At 40.3% G+C, this 18992-nt stretch carries 10 protein-coding genes and 1 tRNA gene; 6 read left to right on the top strand and 5 right to left on the bottom strand.

The genetic code is table 11. The features are described 5' to 3' along the window. The first annotated feature begins 30 nt into the window (after positions 1-30). Both H9I37_RS00615 and H9I37_RS00610 read left to right on the top strand, forming a co-directional pair. Positions 31-1839 carry an ABC transporter permease gene (locus tag H9I37_RS00615; protein WP_187380555.1) on the top strand — a complete coding sequence of 603 codons (1809 nt, stop codon included), beginning with the start codon at positions 31-33 and terminating at the stop codon, positions 1837-1839. A 1-nt stretch (position 1840) separates the two neighbouring features. Continuing rightward, complete coding sequence (locus H9I37_RS00610; RefSeq protein WP_187380554.1) at positions 1841-3505, top strand: ABC transporter ATP-binding protein; 1665 nt, start codon at positions 1841-1843, stop codon at positions 3503-3505. Positions 3506-3574: 69 nt separating this feature from the next. Here H9I37_RS00610 and H9I37_RS00605 read toward each other — a convergent pair whose 3' ends face one another. Next, on the bottom strand, positions 3575-4432 hold the full coding sequence (locus H9I37_RS00605; RefSeq protein ID WP_187380553.1) for a PHP domain-containing protein: 858 nt from the start codon (positions 4430-4432) through the stop codon (positions 3575-3577). A 99-nt stretch (positions 4433-4531) separates the two neighbouring features. Between H9I37_RS00605 and H9I37_RS00600 the strand changes: the two genes are divergently transcribed. The 3 genes from H9I37_RS00600 (at position 4532) to H9I37_RS00590 (ending at position 7976) form a co-directional block, all read left to right on the top strand. After that, positions 4532-5776, top strand: a complete 1245-nt coding sequence (locus H9I37_RS00600) for a Crp/Fnr family transcriptional regulator (protein ID WP_187380552.1) — start codon at positions 4532-4534, stop codon at positions 5774-5776. A 16-nt stretch (positions 5777-5792) separates the two neighbouring features. Beyond that, positions 5793-5865, top strand: a tRNA-Thr gene (locus tag H9I37_RS00595). Positions 5866-6128: 263 nt separating this feature from the next. Further along, positions 6129-7976: a phosphoenolpyruvate carboxykinase (GTP) gene (locus H9I37_RS00590; RefSeq protein ID WP_187380551.1), complete on the top strand. Its 1848-nt coding sequence runs from the start codon at positions 6129-6131 to the stop codon at positions 7974-7976. A gap of 289 nt (positions 7977-8265) precedes the next feature. On the opposite strand, the gene proC is transcribed toward H9I37_RS00590, so the two are convergent. The 4 genes from proC to H9I37_RS00570 form a co-directional block, all read right to left on the bottom strand. Then, positions 8266-9057, bottom strand: coding sequence for a pyrroline-5-carboxylate reductase (gene proC / locus H9I37_RS00585; protein WP_187380550.1), 792 nt, complete (start codon positions 9055-9057; stop codon positions 8266-8268). Positions 9058-9164: 107 nt separating this feature from the next. After that, positions 9165-10127, bottom strand: a complete 963-nt coding sequence (locus H9I37_RS00580) for an SAM-dependent methyltransferase (protein WP_187380549.1) — start codon at positions 10125-10127, stop codon at positions 9165-9167. 3 nt (positions 10128-10130) lie between these two features. Beyond that, positions 10131-10487: a PilZ domain-containing protein gene (locus H9I37_RS00575; RefSeq protein WP_187380548.1), complete on the bottom strand. Its 357-nt coding sequence runs from the start codon at positions 10485-10487 to the stop codon at positions 10131-10133. 81 nt (positions 10488-10568) lie between these two features. Beyond that, positions 10569-16709 (bottom strand): FlgD immunoglobulin-like domain containing protein, encoded by a 6141-nt coding sequence (locus H9I37_RS00570; RefSeq protein ID WP_187380547.1) that lies wholly within the window; start codon positions 16707-16709, stop codon positions 10569-10571. A 215-nt stretch (positions 16710-16924) separates the two neighbouring features. Between H9I37_RS00570 and H9I37_RS00565 the strand changes: the two genes are divergently transcribed. After that, positions 16925-18940, top strand: a complete 2016-nt coding sequence (locus H9I37_RS00565; RefSeq protein WP_187380546.1) for a sialate O-acetylesterase — start codon at positions 16925-16927, stop codon at positions 18938-18940. Positions 18941-18992: the final 52 nt, after the last annotated feature.

Raw genomic sequence — 18992 nt, 5'->3', positions numbered from 1 at the left:
TTGATTCAATATGTTTAGTAGGAGTATCTTGTGGAAAAAGTCAATAAAACTAAAATCTTCTTTAACAAAATCAGAGACTTGCTGCAAAAACCTCAGAACGTAATTCTGTTAATTTTCGGCATTCTCCTTTCGTTTTCGACGATTGCACCTGTCGTAACGATTCTTGCTGATACCATTTCTGTTCATTCAGGAACGATAGACCAGCATTTGTCAGGCAAAGCGTCTGGATTTACGCTTGTAAACTGGATTGATTTATTTACGAGCTCACTTGCGCAAAAAAACTTATGGCATCCGCTTGCAAATAGTATGATTCTTGCCGTTTTTTCATGTGCCGGAGCGATAATTGTCGGTGGTATTTTCGCCTTTCTAATTACGCGCACAAATATGAAATATAAAAGATATTTGAGTGCAATCTTTATTTTCCCTTATATCATGCCGCAGTGGACTCTTGCGCTTGTGTGGCGAAACATGTTTAGAAATACGCAAGCTGTAGGTGGAGCGGACGGACTTTTAGCATCTCTGTTCCATATTTATATGCCGGCTTGGTGGATTGAGGGGATGTTCCCGTCAATCATAGTGTTGGCTCTCCATTATTCTGCGTTTGCGTATATTCTCATCGGCGGTATTTTTAAAAATATGGATTCAAACTTGGAAGAAGCCGCAACCATTTTGAACACAAAAAAATCTAAGATATTTTTTAGAATCACGTTGCCATTGCTCACCCCTGCAATTCTTTCAACAATTTTGCTTGTATTCGGAAGTTCAATGGGAAGTTATCCTGTTCCTCACTATCTCAAGCTGACAACGTTATCTACAAAATACGTTGATTTGAAAGTCAATTATGCGGGAGAGGCGAGTATCATCGGTGTTTTGATGATGATTTTCGGCGTTCTCATTCTTCTTGCAAATCAGGTGAGCACAAAATCTCGAAAAAGTTACACGACTGTTACCGGAAAGAGCGGACAAGTAAGTAAAGTGAATCTGGGACGAGTCGGAAAATATATCATTCCAATCGTGCTGATTGTTCTTACATTCTTTACAAGTATTTACCCAATCATTTCGTTTGCATTTGAAACGTTCTTGCCAAACCCTGGAGACTACAGTTTCTTTACGACCGGCAATGTTGCAAATCTTACAACAAAATGGTGGATGCACCGAGGAACTACAGATGTAGGGTTGTACGGACAGCACGGTATGTTGTTCAACACAGGAATCTGGAACAGTTTTAAAGGAACTATAATTGTCGCTGTATTCTGTTCTCTTCTGGCTGGAACGATTGGGCTTTTGATCGGTTATGCAGTCAGCAAAAACCGCCGAAATCGCTTTGCAAACTATGTAAACGACATCGCATTTTTGCCATATCTCTTGCCGTCAATCGCTGTCGGTATCGCGTTTTTTATCTTCGGGTCTCTGTTCGGACTGTACGACACTTTCTTGCTTGCTATAATCGCAGCTACTGTAAAATACATTCCGTTTGCATCTCGCAGCTCTCTAAACTCGATGATGCAGATAAGCGGCGAAATTGAAGAATCGGCTTTGATTGCAGGAACTCCGTGGTACAAGCGAATGATACGAATCATAATTCCGATTCAGAAGTCTGCGATAATCAGCGGATTTTTGCTGCCGTTTATGACATGTATCCGCGAGTTGCCGCTCTTTATGCTTTTAGTGAATCAGGATCGCCTTATGACGACAAAAATGGATTATTACGACGAAATGGGATTGTTTGCTTTTTCGAGCGGTATGAACTTAATCATCATCGTGTTCATATTGCTTTTGAATTTCAGCGTAAACAAATTGACCAATTCTGGAATCGATAAGGGATTAGGAGGAAAATAGAATGCCGGAAATCGTATTAAAGAATCTGACAAAAAGATGGGGAAAGTTTTACGGAACCGACAACCTCAATTTGACTATACATGACGCATCGTTTGTAACACTGCTTGGACCTTCGGGCTGCGGAAAAACGACGACTCTTAGAATGATTGCCGGACTTGAAACTCCGACAAGCGGACAAATTACAATCGGCGGAGAAACTGTTTTTGACAGCGAAAAAGGAATAAATATCCCTGCCAACAAACGAAAAGTAGGTTTTTTGTTCCAGAATTACGCACTCTGGCCGAACATGACTGTTTATCAGAATATTGCATTCGGATTAAAGAACATAAAAGAGGAAAAACCGATTTACGCACACGAGATGCAGTCTATAGATTCTCTGATAAAGATTCTTTCGAAACCTGAAGAATTGGTTTCTATCTTTACGGAACACAAGGCTGCAAAAGATAAAAAAGAAAGCGCTCTTAAAACCCTTGTTCGCCTGATTGATAAGTATGAAATCTCTCAGTTTACTGCTAAAAAATTGCTCGATTATTCTTTTGAAACGCACATTTCAGATGATGCAAGTCATCTAAAAAATGCAGTCGAAAAAGTTATAAAAGAGCTAAAAGCAAAAAAAGAAGGATTGACGGCTTCGTATAAGGCAAAAGGCTTTACGCTTGATAACGAATGTGCGCTCTGCAAAGATGGAAAACGTATAACAAAGATGAGAGGATTGACTGCAGAAGAGATTGATTTGATTGTTCGCCAAGTTTCTCGCATTGTAAAAATCGGAATGTTTATGGACAGATATCCAAATGAACTTTCAGGTGGACAGCAGCAGCGCGTTGCTATTGCACGTACTCTTGCGCCAAAACCTCAAGTTATCTTCATGGATGAGCCGCTTTCAAACCTCGATGCAAAGCTCCGCCTCGAGATGCGCAGTGAACTTCAGCGTCTACACCTCGATATGGGTTCAACTTTTATCTACATCACGCACGATCAGCTTGAAGCTATGACTCTTTCGTCAAAAATCTGTTTGATGGATAACGGTATTATTCACCAGTATGAAACTCCTCTTGCCATGTATGAAAAACCTGCAAATCTTTTTGCAGCTGACTTCTTAGGAAACCCATCGATAAACTTTGTTGAAGCACTCGGTGCTCAAAAATCAAATAACTTTAACTTAAAAGTTTTTGACGGACGCGTTTCATTGAAATTTGTTCCAAGTGAAAAGATGGATTACCAGACTTGGGTTAAAGATACGGAAGCCAAAATAGAGCAGGAAAAGCGAGATGAAGCTGAGCGCACAAAGCAAAATGAAAAGCTCAACAAGATGATGCCGTTTAATTACATCATTCAAAAAACAGCAGGTGACACAAGCGCTGAAGAAGAGGAAGATGAAGTGAACGCCGTTGAAGCCGATTTTGTTATGGGATTGCGTCCTGAATTCATCAAAATTAAAGAAGATGGAAAATTGAAAGGTTCTATTTATAGTTCCATGCCGACAGGAATGGAGACGACTGTAAAAATCGATATAAATGGATATCTTTTGACAGGCGTCGTATTCGGCAACATCAACTTTAAAATCGGGCAAGAAATCCACTTTGACATTGAAACAGAAAAGGCTATGCTTTTTTCAAAGGCAAACCAGCGTTTTGTTGCTCTCGGACGGATTGAAGTAGTTTAATCAGATGTCGATTGACGGTTGTCAGTTGACAATTTAACACATCATAAAAAAAGGCTGCATAATCGGTTTTTACTGTTGTGTAGCCTTTTTTATATTTGGCAAAAGCTCTTCAAAATAATATTTGTCATCAATTTTTCGACCTCCGCAAGTGTGTCCCAATTTTCGGTCTGCTCTGACTTTTTCACCGTGGAAATCGCTGCCGGCAGTGATAAACATCCCGAGTTTGCGACCTAATCCTTCAAGGCGTTCACATTCGGAAACTCTCGCTCCCGGATGATATGCTTCAAGACCTGCAATTCCTTGTTCATGTATTTTTTCAATCATCTCAGGCAATTTTCCCCAAGAAAGATAAAGCGACATCGGGTGAGCAATTACAGGCACTCCTCCCGATTCAGTGATTGCTACAATCGCTTCATCAAGATTTGAGCCGATACGTTCGCAATACCACGCTCTTCCTTTTGCTAAAAATCTGTCAAACGCTTGTTGCCTTGTCTTTACAATATTGCGTTTTACAAGCTCTGCTGCAAAATGAGGGCGACCGATTACAGTGTTTGGAAAATCGTGATAAAGATCTTCAATGCTGATGTCGACTCCATCGCCGTTCATCTTTGAGATTATCTGTCTGTTTCTTATGTCCCTGTTTTTTATTAGGTTTTCTAAAATCAATTGAAAAGAGGGCGAAATTGCTTTTAATCCTAATCCAAGAAGGTGAAATTCTCCTTTTGTCGCATTTATGTTTAATTCAACTCCGCGTATAAATGTAATTCCGCATCTGTCTGCTGCAATTTGTCCTTCTTCGAGCCCAGCTACTGTATCATGGTCGGTGATTGCAATTGCTTTTAGTTTTTTTTCTTTTGCTTTTTCAATTATCTCTGTCGGTGTATATTGTCCGTCTGATGCGGTTGTATGTACATGTAAATCTATCATAACTTTAGAATAGCATTTTTTTTTAATATGTGATATAATCTGACACCGCAGGTATAGGTGTTATTTTTTTACTAAAAGTCTAAGGAGTTGTATAAGACGATGCCAAAAGCAATGCAATATACAAAAGGGTCTATCATCTATTTTGAAAACGACAAAGATGACCGCATTTTTATCATGCAGACAGGAACGGTTCTTCTTTCCTCTAATGATATTGAAACCGGACAGCCTGTATCCGAACAGGTTAAGAGTGGGGAATTTTTTGGTGTCAAGTCAGCTTTGGGTCATTTCGGTCGTGAAGAAACTGCTACAGCGCTTGTCACTACTGTCGCTGTCGCTCTGACAGTTCAGGAATTTGAAGTTCTTTTTAGCAATAATAAAGCTTTGATAATGAAGATGCTCCGTGTTTTTTCTAATCAGCTTCGTCAAATTCACAAAAAAACAGAATCCATATTAAATAATGTTGCCGAAGATCAGGAATCAGGCATGCTCGCTGTTGCAAAGAGTTTTTACAATGATGAACAGTATCGTTCTGCTTGCGATATTTACGTCAAGTTTTTAAAACGATATCCGAACACTTCGAAAAAAGAAGAGGTAAGTAAACTTTATGCTGATGCGAAACTCAGATGTGATAAACTTGCAATTCATAATCGTGGTGTAACAGAAAGCCCTGAAGATGACAGCAATAATTCTTCGCTTAAAATATTTTCACTTCCAGCATTTGAACGTTTCGCGAAAACTTACGAACCGAACGAAGTTATAATTTCGGAGTATGAACCGGGAGATAGTTTTTATTTGATCCAAAGCGGTCGTGTTCAGCTTGTAAAATGTGTAAACGGCTCAAAGAAAAATCTCGATATCCTCAAACCCGGAGAATTTTTTGGCGAGATGGCAATTCTCGACAATTCTCCGCGTTCTGCGACATGTGTGGCTGTTGGCTCTGTAAAATGCCTTGAATTCAATAAGGAAAATTTTGAGCTTTTGATAACAGGAAACCCTCAGATGGCTTTGCTTTTGCTTAAGCTGTTCTGCAAACGCATTTATGACCAAAAACGGCGATTTAGAATTCTTGTTGTCAAAGATTTGCAGGCGCGCATCGCAGATGTGTTCTTGTTGCTTGCCGAAATGAATCCGATTTCAGACGAAGCTGTAAAACAGCGCCGTTTCAATGTTACAATCGCCGACATTTCGCACTGGGCAGGGCTTAGCGTGGAAGTCTGCCGCGATGAAATCAGCAAATTCATCGAAAAGCGAAAAATTGAAGTTTATGATAGCTACGTGATTGTAAACAATATCAACGATTTAAGGCGTCTTTATGACACTCGCACAAGCGTTGGAAACAGTTAAAAAAAATGAAAAATATGCCGACTTAGCTCACCTGGTAGAGCAACACCCTCGTAACGTGTAGGTAGTTGGTTCAAGTCCGACAGTCGGCTCTAGATATTTTATGGATCTTAGTTTATGGCTAAGGTCTTTTTTTTTATATTTATTATAAATTAGGAAATGCTGACCAATTAGATGTGAATTAATCAGTATTTCCTAACTCCTGATAGCAATTTTTAACTTCTTAATTTTTTTTCATTGAATAGTATTACAAATTCCATTATATTAACATTGTATGACTGTGTCTCTTGGAGAGGCTCTGCTCATGCATAATTAATAAAGGCTACCGATTCGGTAGTTCTAATTAGGAGTTATTATGACAGTTAACGACATTAAAAATGCCAAAATTAAGGCATGGGTTGAAGAATGTGTTAAGATGTGTGAACCTGATAGCGTTGTTGTATGCGACGGCTCTCGGGCTGAATATGATCGCTTGATGAAGAAATGTGTAGATGCAGGTCTCGCAACTCCATTGGCAAAGAAACCTAACAGTTTCCTGTTCCGCTCGCTTCCGAGTGATGTTGCACGTGTTGAAAACCGCACATTCATTTCATCTGTAAAAGAAGAAGACGCAGGTCCTACAAACCACTGGATTGCTCCAAAAGAACTCAAAGCAACAATGAAAGGTCTGTATAAAGGCTGCATGCATGGTCGTACAATGTACGTTCTTCCGTTCTGTATGGGTCCGCTCGGTTCTCCTATCGCAAAATACGGCGTTGAACTTACAGACTCAGAATACGTTGTATTGAACATGGATATCATGACTCGTGCAGGCGAACAAACATGGCAGTATCTTGGTGATGATTTTATTCCTTGTCTTCACTCTGTAGGAAAGCCGCTCAACAACGGTGAAAAAGACAATGGAATCTGGCCTTGCGCTGATGTTGATCACAAATACATTTCTCACTTCCCTGAAGAACACCTGATATGGTCTTATGGTTCAGGATATGGTGGAAACGCCCTGCTTGGGAAAAAATGTTTTGCTCTTCGTATTGCAACTGTTCTTGCTCGTGAAGAAGGTTGGCTTGCAGAACACATGCTTATTTTGAAATTGACTAACCCTAAAGGTGAAGTTAAATATATAACAGGTGCATTCCCATCTGCTTGTGGTAAAACAAACCTCGCAATGTTGATCCCGACAATCCCTGGATGGAAAGTTGAAACAGTCGGTGACGATATCGCATGGATGAAATTCGGAAAAGATGGTCGCCTTTATGCTATCAACCCTGAAGCAGGATTCTTTGGTGTTGCACCGGGAACTTCAGAAGAATCAAACAAAAACGCACTTGTTGCCGCTTCTAAGAATACAATCTTTACAAACTGTGCTCTTACAGAAGACGGTGACGTATGGTGGGAAGGAATCGGATATCCTGCAAAAGGTAAACTTGTTGACTGGAAAGGTAACGTTCGTGAAGCACTTCCAAAAGATAAATCTCCTAAAGGTGAAGAATTCGCTCATCCAAATGCACGTTTTACAGCTCCTGCAAAACAGTGCCCTTGTATTGCTTCTGATTGGGAAAGCCCTGAAGGTGTACCAATTTCTGCAATTTTGTTTGGTGGTCGTCGTCCGTCAACTATTCCTCTCGTACATCAGGCTCGAAGCTGGGCACACGGTGTGTTCCTTGGTTCAATAGTAGGTTCTGAAATCACAGCAGCTTCTACAATCAACGCCGCAGATGTTGGTAAGATTCGCCGTGACCCATTTGCTATTATTCCGTTCTGTGGATATAACATGGGTGACTACTTCCAGCACTGGATCGATGTTGGTAACAATCCATCTACAAATGCTGATAAACTTCCAAAGATTTTCTACGTTAACTGGTTCCGCAAGGACGATGACAATGCAGACCTTCCTGGCGGATTCATGTGGCCGGGATATGGTGAAAACTCTCGTGTTCTTGCATGGGTTTTTGACCGATGTGATGGAAAAGACAACTTCATTGATACTCCAATCGGATATATGCCAAAAGAAGGAGCTCTCAACACAGATGGACTTTCTGACTGCTACAAAAAAGCACTTCCTGAAATTCTCAAAGTTGACAGAGAAGGCTGGTTGAAAGAAGTTAAGGATATTCGTGAAAACCATTATCCAAAATTCGGAAAGCACCTTCCAAAAGAATTGTCTGCTTGTCTCGATGACCTTGAAACGAGATTGTCTAAATAGTTTTTATGCATGAATAGTTTGTGCATAAATTAAATGAATCTGCCTGAAATTTAAAGTTCTAGGCATGTTCATCAACTGAAAAACAGACCTTTAATGTCCTTAAAAATATAGGATTATAAAGGTCTGTTTTTTTATTCGGTGGAAAAATAAAAGGTTCGGAAAATTACAAAACGTTTAGATGAATTATAAAGCTCGTAGAGGGATTACAAAAGCTGTTAGGCGCAGCGCAAAATATTCAGGAGAATTGCAAGCTATATCGGTGAATTGCAAACTTTGCTAAATTCTACAATCAGTTTGTTTTTTTGTTCATTATTGCGTCGATTGAAGAAATGCACGCATTTCTAAAGCCTTTTTCTTCAAGAGTTGTAACTCCGCATATAGTTGAGCCGCCTGGAGAACAGACGTTATCTTTTAAAACTGCAGGGTGTTCGCCTGCTTCAAGGCACAATTTTGCAGAACCTAAAATCATCTGCGAGACAAGCCGATACGAATCTTTTCTTGGAATCCCATATTTTACAGCTGCATCTGCGTAAGCTTCTATCATTAAATCTACAAAAGCCGGACCGCATCCTGTGATTGCACCGCCGATTCCCATCAAATTTGTTGGAAGTTCTTCGACGATTCCAACAGAAGTAAATAAATCCATGATTTGCATGCGTTCATCTTTGCCTAGAGAATTGTTCTGTTCAAAAAGCATAACGCCTTCGCCGGTCATAGCAGGAGTATTCGGCATTACAAACTGAATCCGAACTTCATTACCAAGAATTCTATAATATTTTGCGAAATCCCAGCCTAAAGCGATTGAGATAACGGCTTTGCCGACGAGTTTGTGTTTGATTTGTGAAATCACATCTTCAATCTGGTACGGTTTGCACGCAATCAGTATTGTATCTGAAGAATCAACGAGCGCATCCAAAGAGTCTACCGGTGTAAATCCGATTTTTTTTGCATTTTCCTTCAGTTTTTCTAAATGCGGAGCATACGCAAAAATGTCAGATGGCTTGATTTTTCCTGACTTGATAAAACCTGTTGCAAGCGCCTGCGCCATGTTTCCCATTCCGATAAAACCTAACTTATTCATAATCTAAACCTCGTTTTTTTGATTATATCATTTAAAAGAAAAAAATCGACTTATATTGATTGTGATACTGTAATTAATGATATTTAAAATCAGATTTTTTGATTCGCTTATCTTGTGTGGATCCAAGTTAATTCGTGTTTGTTGTAGTTTAAATGCACAATTTTGCTGCCATTAATTTCTTCAAACTTTTTTACTAGCTGCCAGTCTATATCGCCCTGCATTTTTATTGTGCATATCATGTTTAATTCGGGATTGTATTCGAGCCACATATTTATCCACTGCAAAAGCCGTTCGGGATAGCAGATTACGTCGCTGAACACCCAGTCTATTTTTCCATTTTCTTTTTCGATGTCGTCAGGTTTGAGGCTAAATGCGTCGTGTGCCTGAAACTTTACTAAAGGATTTTTCATCAATTCAGAAGCTAGTTCTGCACGGTCTACAGCGAACACTTTTGCTCCGAGATTCACCAAAACCCATGTCCAACCGCCGGGTGAAGCTCCCGCTTCAAAGCACATTTGCCCTTTGTGCGGCAATCCCGTGCCGTTTAGCAAATTAGCAATTGTCAAACTTTCTTGGATTTTCAGATATGCGCGGCTTGGTGGGTTATCGTGATCTTCGATGAAATGGATTGTCCCTGCCGGAAGGCAACTTGATGTTTTTGCGCTTGCAATCATGTTGTGCTCATCTATCAGAGTATATAGACCGATTGGACTTTGAGGAATTGTCACCGGAAATTTTTTATCTTTAAGGTTTATGTATGGCAGTTTTTCCTGAATCAGCTGTGAACGGCGAAAACATGTGTACTGATACGGCGCCCAGTTTCTTTGAATCTGTTTTAATTTAGTTGCAGCTTCGGAGATTGTATTAAATGTGACAAAAATCGGCTCAAGCATCACAGTGCGTGCCCAATAGGGGATAACTTTTGAAAAATTTTTAGGGATTGCTAAATCTTCAAAATAAATTAAGTCTCCGTAATTTTCCGTCGGTTTTTGTGTTATCCCAAATCGTCCTCGCAGTTCTGAAAGCAAAATCTCTTTCATCTCAGGAAATGATAAAAATGCGATTTTCATAAGTTAGATGATATCCGGAATGTCGTTTTTAGATAGGTTTTGCAGATGCTGAATAAAATCGTTTAGGCGCGAAGCATCCGGAGAATACAAAATCTTAAAACCGATAAAAGTGTTGTCGTGTTGTTCTTTAACCCACTGCGGGACACAAATTAAATTGAGCGGATTATTGTCGGAGTTGTGCAGAGGCTGAATTTTTATTTCATATTCATTTTCCAAATCGACTACAACAGGGAAAGAGTAATGAAGCTTACAGCCGGTGGCGCTTATGTCATCGAGAATACCTGGAAGTGTGCATAGCTCAGGAGCAAATATGCGACCGATTTCTTCATACCGTGGGCTTTTGCGGTTTTCTTTTTCCATGTGTTAAAGTATACGATTTTTTTTACGGTGATACAATACAAAACAATGGCTATGTATAAAACTATGAATGCGGAGCATTTGTTATTTTACAACCATTATTTTTCGCGTTTCATCTATTCCGATTCCAGTCACTCGTATAAAATACATTCCTCGTGCGACATTGTTTCCGTTTGTATTTTTGCCGTCCCATGTGTACAAGTGTTCGCCTGCATTTGTTTGACCACGTGCAAGATATTTGATGACGTTGCCATCAAGGGTGGTGATTATTACATTTAATTTCCCGTCCGATGGTAGATTTACTTTTAAAGTTACTTTTTCACCGTTTGTGACGTTTATGACATTGTTCAAAATCGTTATTCCACCTCTCTGACTTGTAGATGATTTTAGTTTTACAGACCACAAATCAAGGGATAATATGTCAGAACTGTCGGCGAGCCGTAGTGCAAACAATGGTATTTTTTGGCTTTTTGTGAGGTCGTATTTATTGTTTGAAACATCATAAAACGGCGAATTATAAATTGCAACAGGATTCTTGTGTGCATCTAAAATGCTGAATAGGAATGAAACTTGTTGACCGCTTGTCCAGTTGTTTACAAGACTTAAAGGAGCTTTGTATGTTATTCGATTTGGGATATCTGTTTGCTCTGGCTCAATCGTGAAAAAATTTGAGGCAGGGTTGTCTATCGGCGCAATGGCAGGGCAGGCAGGGACGCTTGACCCAAAGATGTTCGGTAACCATACACGGAGATTTAAATTCAAATCTTCATTTATCTGAGTTGATAAAGAGGAAGAAATCGGATTTGCAGAAATATACATTCTTGTTTCTTCTACTCCATCACAGTGTTCTGCAACTATGTCAAAAGAATGAGCTACAGGAAGAGTTCCGTAGTTTTGTTGGTCTGCGTTCCAGTCATGTACTGCCCACGTTCCTTTTTCATATACTCCGCCAAATAATTTTTCATCGTCGGCTTTTATATCAGACGGATATGCGTATAGCGGATTGACTGAATTGATTGCAAAATCAGAAAGCGAGTGCGCCGAATAAATCGGTAAGAAGTTGCCAAAAGTATCTTGAATGAATGTTACAGCACTGAATATGTTCGTAACAGGGTCGAATGAATAATTGTTTGCAAAACCGGCATCTGAAGGTCCTGTCAGCTGCAGAGTATAATTTTTTAAGTCTTCAAAAGTGATTTTGCGGTTTGTTGCAAGCGTTATTGCCGTAAAAGCTTTGCCTGATTTTTCACTTGTTATGTGTTTTATTTTTGCAGGAACTGATTCGTCAATAATTAGAGAAGAAGCATTGTTTCTTGTAAAATTGCCTGTCGAATCTATCTCGATGATTTTAAAGCATTTTGTGATTAATTGGGCAAACGGGATTGTAAAATTGTGCTGCAGTCCTCCAACAATGTATTTTATATTATTTGTCTCGAGATTTTTTACGAATACAATTGTAATTTCATTTTGGTTTATTGACGCAAGAGTCATGTCGATTGAAGGAGGCGTGCGGTCGATTGTCTTGATTTTTGCAGAACGCAATCTGTTGCCTGCAAGGTCTGTCGCATAACCTTGAGTTTCATCGTAAGAGATTACAAAAGATGTGTTTGTCGGGTAATTCATCTCCGAGAGTTTAAGTCCAAAATAAAGCCCGTCAAGAACGTCAGCTGAACGCCTTGTTGCAGAAGAGCCTGTAAACAAAGCCGCTTTTGCACCCGGATAAACTGCATTCGGATTTGGAACAAAAGGTTTTGTCGGGATTGCGCTGTCGGTGTTGCCGGCAATGTATTTGAACGCTCCTGAAATATTTACAATCGAGCAAAATCGAATTCCCCCTGATGTCCTTGTTGACGGGTCATCTGCAAACTGCCGCGAGCCGCCGAAAATATCTGCACTGTATGAGTAAGTTTTATAAAGCTCATCCTTTTTGTTTGCTTTACTCCAGCCTTGCTCTGTAATCCAAGAGTAATCTGCGCTGTCGGGAACTGCGTTGTCGAAAAAGTGGAATTCGATTTTATCTAACGTTGAGCCAGAACCTGTTGTGTTTCCAACTGCTTCGTGATACAAAGATGAGCCTGTTTGATTCATTTTAGTAAATGGCGCAAAAATAGGCTCCGACGTATCCCACTTTCCGTATAAGCCTGATTGAGTGGAATCTACTGAAATTGCAATTTTTGAATCGCCCTGATTGTTGCCTTTTAAATCTGTTATCAGATTATAATAAAGTGCGTTTGTTGTGACAGATCCTGACGGAAGAACTGCTTTTTCTATATAGCCTTTCCAGTTTTTATATGTAAATCCATTTCTGTCAGATGTTATTCCGTCTGTCCAACCTGCAATTGAGAGCCTGATAGAATGTTTGTCTGGTCTGTACAAAGCGTTTGTGTATTTGTTTGGCGCACCTGCGGATCCTGTGTAGATTTGACCTTTTTCTATCTGACCGAGACCGAGCAGCGTAAACCCGAATGAGGCATCTGATGTTATGTCTGTCACTGATACGCCGAACTTGTCGTTTACGCGGACGTTTTGCGTATCCGCAAAATGTGTTGTAGGGTTTACAGTTGCGGCAGATGCAGGAAGCCAAATCCGGGCATTTAAGTTTGTATTGTTGAAATTGTTCAGAGCGGGATTTAAAAGTCCTGTTTTGTCGCCGAAGTTTACTTCTTCTGAGTAACGGAATTCGATGAAATTGTGTGCGTCGTAAGAAGGCTGGCAAGATTCACCTGTTAAAGAATCATAATCTCTGTGAATTTCTTGACCTGTTCTGACTTTTACAAGGACAGGTGCACACCCATCTGTGACATTTGAATAAACAGCGTTTGACGAAAGTCCGGATGCGTGATAGTGGGCAAGCCTTTTTCCATACAGGTCCGTGATAAAATATGTGTATTCGCTCGTGTTGCGAGGTATGTCGAGATATGGTATTACATCTTTGTGAACACCTTTTTTGTCGGTTGAAATCGGTTTGCCTGCATCTGTTCCATTTGCATCTGTGTTCCACGTTGCTGACTCAGGTGCGCGGATGAATACTGTGCGTACAGGGGTTACAGGGGGGGTAGCATCTGTTGCCGCAAGTGGAATTGTGCAAGATGCATCTGTGAATATTCCGTCAAATGGCGACGAAGAACTTTTCATATATCCGATATGATTGTTCAGATAAGATGCAAGATTTTTTAAGTGGCGATTGAACTCAACTTTGACAACGTTGTCATCGACAGTATTTGCGCTGGTGATAAAAAAGTCGTCTAAATCCCAGCCTGTTTCATAACCGGGTTTTACAGATGGATATAGGGACCCCTCTGCGACAATCTTTCCTGGACTTCCTTCCCATTCTACTTTACAAGAAGATGAAGAAAAGTCGCTGTAGAACGCTTGAGCAAAGTTTGCGTCGGTGTTGTAATTTGATTTTATTTTAAGAGTCCAGTCTCCGGGTGTTGAAGAGGAATCTTGCGCAGAGAGCCCGTTTGCATAAAAGTTTTTGCCGGCAACTAACGTTATTCCAGCTTTAGTCGTGAGTTTTCCCGAGTAGTCTGTAGACGCCGGAACAAAATCTCCGCTGGGAAGTTTTGCCGGTGTTCCCGCATCGTAAGCTGTGTTGTTGTGTACGTTTTTATACGTGTAGATTCCAGGAAGTTGAGAGATGTGGTCTTTTTCGTCGTAAGCTGAGCCGAATAAAACTATGTCGCTTCTCGATGTCATGTTTGCATTTGCGGCGAGCTCTCCTTTGTAAAGAACTATGTTTTTCGCGATGACAGGAGCGTTGATTTCTGTTTTATCTGTTCCAGTTGCATGACTGATTACAAAGTCTTTAGCGACAGAAAGTCCGCTCGACGAGCTTGCGGCATTCAGCTTTCCGAGAAAAAGTGTGCTTCCGGTGAGTGAAAGGCCGCTGCTTTGTAAATTTACTGTCGAGTTTTTTGAGACAATAAACGGAGTTCTGTATGTCGAATCTCCGATTGTGGAAGCCGCCGCCAAAATGAGAGCAGAATTAAAAACTGCGTTTCCGTTTTGCGAGATTATTGTTCCATCTATTGTTGTCGGATACGGGAATGTGATTGTATCTGCCGTTGTCAATGTGCCAGTTAAAGTCAAAGTTGTCGATGCTGGAGACTGGGCTGTGAAAGTTAGAGTTTTTAGCAATGTATCTTTTATCGATATGTTGGCAGAACTTCCTGTGCTTTCAAGCGTGAGTTCTTTGCCGAGCCCTGATATCGCTCCGATGAAATTTATTGAATTGCTTTTGATTGTGGAAGCTCCGTTGATTGTTGCGGTGGAAATTGTCACTGCGTTTTCAGCATCAAGCGTCCCACTTAGCTTTGTTGACGCAAACGTTTGTGTTGCACCCTTTAATGTGCCTGTGATTATTGTCTGTCCTGCTGTGTGTGTAATGTTTTTATCTGCAGGGTTTGCTGACGACGATGTCGCAAAAATAAACGTATCAGAGGAGCTTCCAAAAGTCAAAGTTCCTGTTGTATTGAAAACTGTGTCTGTCTTTATGATTCCTCCGGCGTTGAAAGAAATGTCTCCGCTGGTTGAATAGTCTGTAAGCGTTGTGATTTCTGCAAAACCGTTGAAAGTTGTTGTTCCACCGGAAGCAAGGGAAAGAGTTCCAATCGTTTGATTGTCTTCAAAAACAGTAGATGTCGCGTTTGTTATTGTAAAAGCCGTCACATTCGCGCTATCGTTTATAGTCAGCGAGCCAGAAGTTTTATTCTCTTCCACGCTTGAATAAGTTCCGTTTCCAGAGTTGAATGTCTGGTTTCCAGCTCCATTAAAAATAACTTTATCATTTGTGTCTGTGAGCCACGTTCCGCTGTTTGTAAAATCTTTATCAGCATTTATCGTTGTTTTATTTGTCAGGTTTCCTGTGTTCGTGAAATTTCCTTTAGCATTTAATCTGTTCGTGCTGATTTCAACAGTACCCGATGTAACGGCATCTCCCTGAATCGTAATATCATGAGAGCCGGAAATGTCCGATTCAAAAGTTGTCGTGCCGGCAGATGTGAATTTTACATCACCGGAGAGGGCAACTGCTTTTGCAAACAAAATTGTTCCTGAGGCGATGATATCTCCAGAGACAGAGCTCGTCCCATCACCTTCTTGTGAAAAACTTCCGATTTGCGAGGGACTCGGTGTTATATCATTCACAGATGAAACATCTGCTAATGTAAAAACACCTTTGTTTTTTATCGTGAGGTCTTGCGTTCCTCCTGTAAGATTGTCGTAAAGAGTTATATCTCCGTTTGAAGAACTCGATGTTGTATCAATTACAGTTCCTCCTGTGAGATTTATGACGGCAGCATCAGACGGTGTCGGATATGTTGGAGTTATAAAATCTCCGTTCCCGTTTATGATGATATTTCCCTTAAGATTTATAAACGACGGTTTATTCGATGTGCTGAAATGAACGGCGCCGGCAGAAATATCGCTTAATGAAACGAGCTTGTTTACCGCCTGATTTAAGGTGAGTTCTCCGGAAAGAGTAAGTGTATCAAGAGAGAGAGACTGCCCTTGTAGCTCCAAATTTCCTGTATATGATAAGCCCGAAATCACGATATTTCCAAGCGGAGACGGTGCTATCGAAATAAATTTTAACGACGAAGAATTGACTTGAATGTTGTCTGATGAAGTGTATGTTATATTGCCTGAAGATTTATATGTTACAGAATCAAACTTTGTGATTGCCGTTCCAATTGGCCCCGTCGATATAGTTCCGGTTGTCGCAGTCGATTCCAATATCAAATTTTGAGTGTTATTTGTTGTGGCGGTGATTGTTCCAATCGAAAGTGAAGCCGCTTTGACTGTGGCGGGCGTGTTTGTGCCCGAGATTGTCAATGATAAGTTTTCTGCTTGAAAGCTAGACGATGATGATAGCGTTATTCCGCCTGGGACGACGATTGTGCCGTTCGAGGTCGTATCTATGTTTTCCAGAGCAAAATTCTGAGAAACTGTGAGAGAACCGGAAGCCCCTGATATTTTTAAGACGGCTCCGGGTGAAAACGCAATATCTCCGACAGTGACAGATGTCGTAATTTCAGGTTTGTTTGCCGTAACCGGAATTTTTAATGTGTCTGAAGCTCCAGGTACAATCGTTGATGTAGTAGTCGGCGGGGTTGCATTTGTGTCTGTATAATCCCAGTTTCCGGCTGTTGTCCATGTTTCGTCAATCGCTCCTGTCCACGTGTAATAGATATCTGCGGATGCACAAAATGTCAGAGCGATCATCGCAATGCTTGTGCAGAGCTTTTTTGTCGAATGGGAAAAACAAAATCTATAATTTTTAAAATAACTATGCATATCTGTTTTAAAACATCGGGCAACTTCCGATGTAACATTATATACTGAAAATAAGAAAAAATCTGATAGAAAAAGCGAAATGTTGTAGTAAAATATTATCGTTACGGCGAATCATATCATCAATTTGCTGGAGTGAGGAAAGCATGAAAAAAACATTTAAAGTTCAAGGGATTTATGCATCCGGAATGGTTTTGCAACGCAACAAAATAAATTGCATTTATGGTACAGCAAAAGAACTTTCAGAAATCAGCATGGAGTTCCGCGACATAACATACATCACAAAAGCAACTCAAGAAGGCGACTGGAAAATTGAATTTTGTCCTGGGAATGCAGGCGGCGCTTTTACAATGACTGTGAAATGCGAATCAGAGAAAATTGAATTTACAGATGTTTTTGTCGGTGAAGTCTGGGTTCTTTCAGGTCAGTCAAACGCTCAGCTTCCAATGGAGAGAATGAAATTTTCTTATCCTGAAGAATTTGCGCTTCCCGAAAATTCAAAAATCAGGATGATTACGATTCCTGTCAAATGGTCTTTCAAAGGAGAGCAAGATTCTGTTGAAAATCCGCAATGGGTTTGTGCAAATCCTGAACATATTGGGACAATGTCAGGCACCGGTTACTTTTTTGCAAAAAAACTTTCCGAAGAGCTAAGAGTTCCTGTCGGAATTATAAATGCGAGCCAGGGAGGCTCTCCAATTTCTGCGTGGATGAGCAAGCAGGCGCTTTTTGAGATGGGTGATAAAACAAAATATCTAAAAAAGCTTGAATATTTTGAAAATGATGACAATGTTGCCGCTATGCAAAAAGACATCGCAGAAAATCAAGACAAGTGGAACAGAGAACTTTTTGGGCAGTCTAAGATGCCTGATTTTGAAGATGATGATGGATGGGAGAATGTAAATATTCCGGGAATCGTAAAAAATTTTGACAGTGCAGGGCTCGTCTGGATAAAAAAAACGATTGAACTCGATTCGGAGCAGATAAAGAATTTCAAATCTCATAAAACATGGCTTTGGTTCGGGGCAATCGTAGATGCCGATAAATTTTACATAAACGGAATAAAGATAGGAGAGACTTCGTATTGCTATCCGCCGAGGCGTTATGAAGTTCCACCTGAGATTCTGAAAGAAGGTAAAAACATCATATCAGCTCATATTCAGCTAAACAACCACAACTCACGCATAAGATTTTATGAAGAAAAGCCGTATTGTATTTTTACGGAAAATGTTTTTGTTCAGCCAACCGCTACACGCAATATTGAAAATCACGAGCAAACTTTGTTGCCGCTAGATTCTGAAAAAATTGACTTAATTGGGGAATGGAAAATCAAAGTTGATGTAAAAATTCGCGATTGTCCTGAAGTGACGTTTTTTGAGTGGCAGCCGACAGCTCTTTACAACGCAATGCTTTCTCCGTGCTTTAAAAGCACTGTTTCAGGTGTCTTATGGTATCAAGGTGAATCTGATGCCGAAAGGTCGGAAGAATATAAAAGCATACTCAAAAAAATGATTGATTTGTGGAGGCGTAAATTTGTTTATAGCGCAAAGGAACTTCCGTTTGTGATAATGCAGCTTCCTAACTGGAGTGACGGCAACGATGAAGATGTTGCATCGCTTGACGGAGGATGGGCAAAAATGAGACAAGCTCAGTCAGACGCTGTTGATTTAGCGGAGCATGCAGGGCTTGCAGTTACAATAGATGCCGGAGAATGGAATGACCTTCATCCAGAAAAAAAATTGACTTGTGGAACACGTGCCGCTCTTGAAGCACTCCGTGTAGCTTATGGACGAAGTTATATTTCGGCTTCTCCTAAAGTTTGTAGCTGTACATTCAAAAGGCTAAAGTGCATCGTTCGGTTTGACTGCGGAAACTCAATTCTGAAGGCTTGCAAAGTTGACGGAAAAATTGCAGATTTGAATACGGAAAGCAAAGACAAAAAAGTCTACGGATTCAGTTTGCTTTACAGCAAAAAAGGCAATGACTTTATAATTGAGACAACAGGAAAGCTCAAAAACGATGACACCGTCGAAGTTTCAATCCCAATCTGCTGCAAAAACTTAAAAGAACTTCGCTATCTGTGGGCAAATAGTCCGGCTCCAATAAACCTATATTCAAGTGATTTGTTGCCGGCAGCTCCGTTCAGAGTTATAAAAGGATAATTTTTGTCTAATGCAGTGGATTCTTGTTGCAGAAAATAAAATAGTGTAAAGA

The organism is Treponema sp. Marseille-Q3903, from assembly GCF_014334335.1.
In the GTDB taxonomy this organism is placed as follows: Bacteria; Spirochaetota; Spirochaetia; order Treponematales; family Treponemataceae; genus Treponema_D.
Note: the sequence above shows the minus strand (reverse complement) of the source record. Positions and strands in the feature narration are given on the sequence as shown.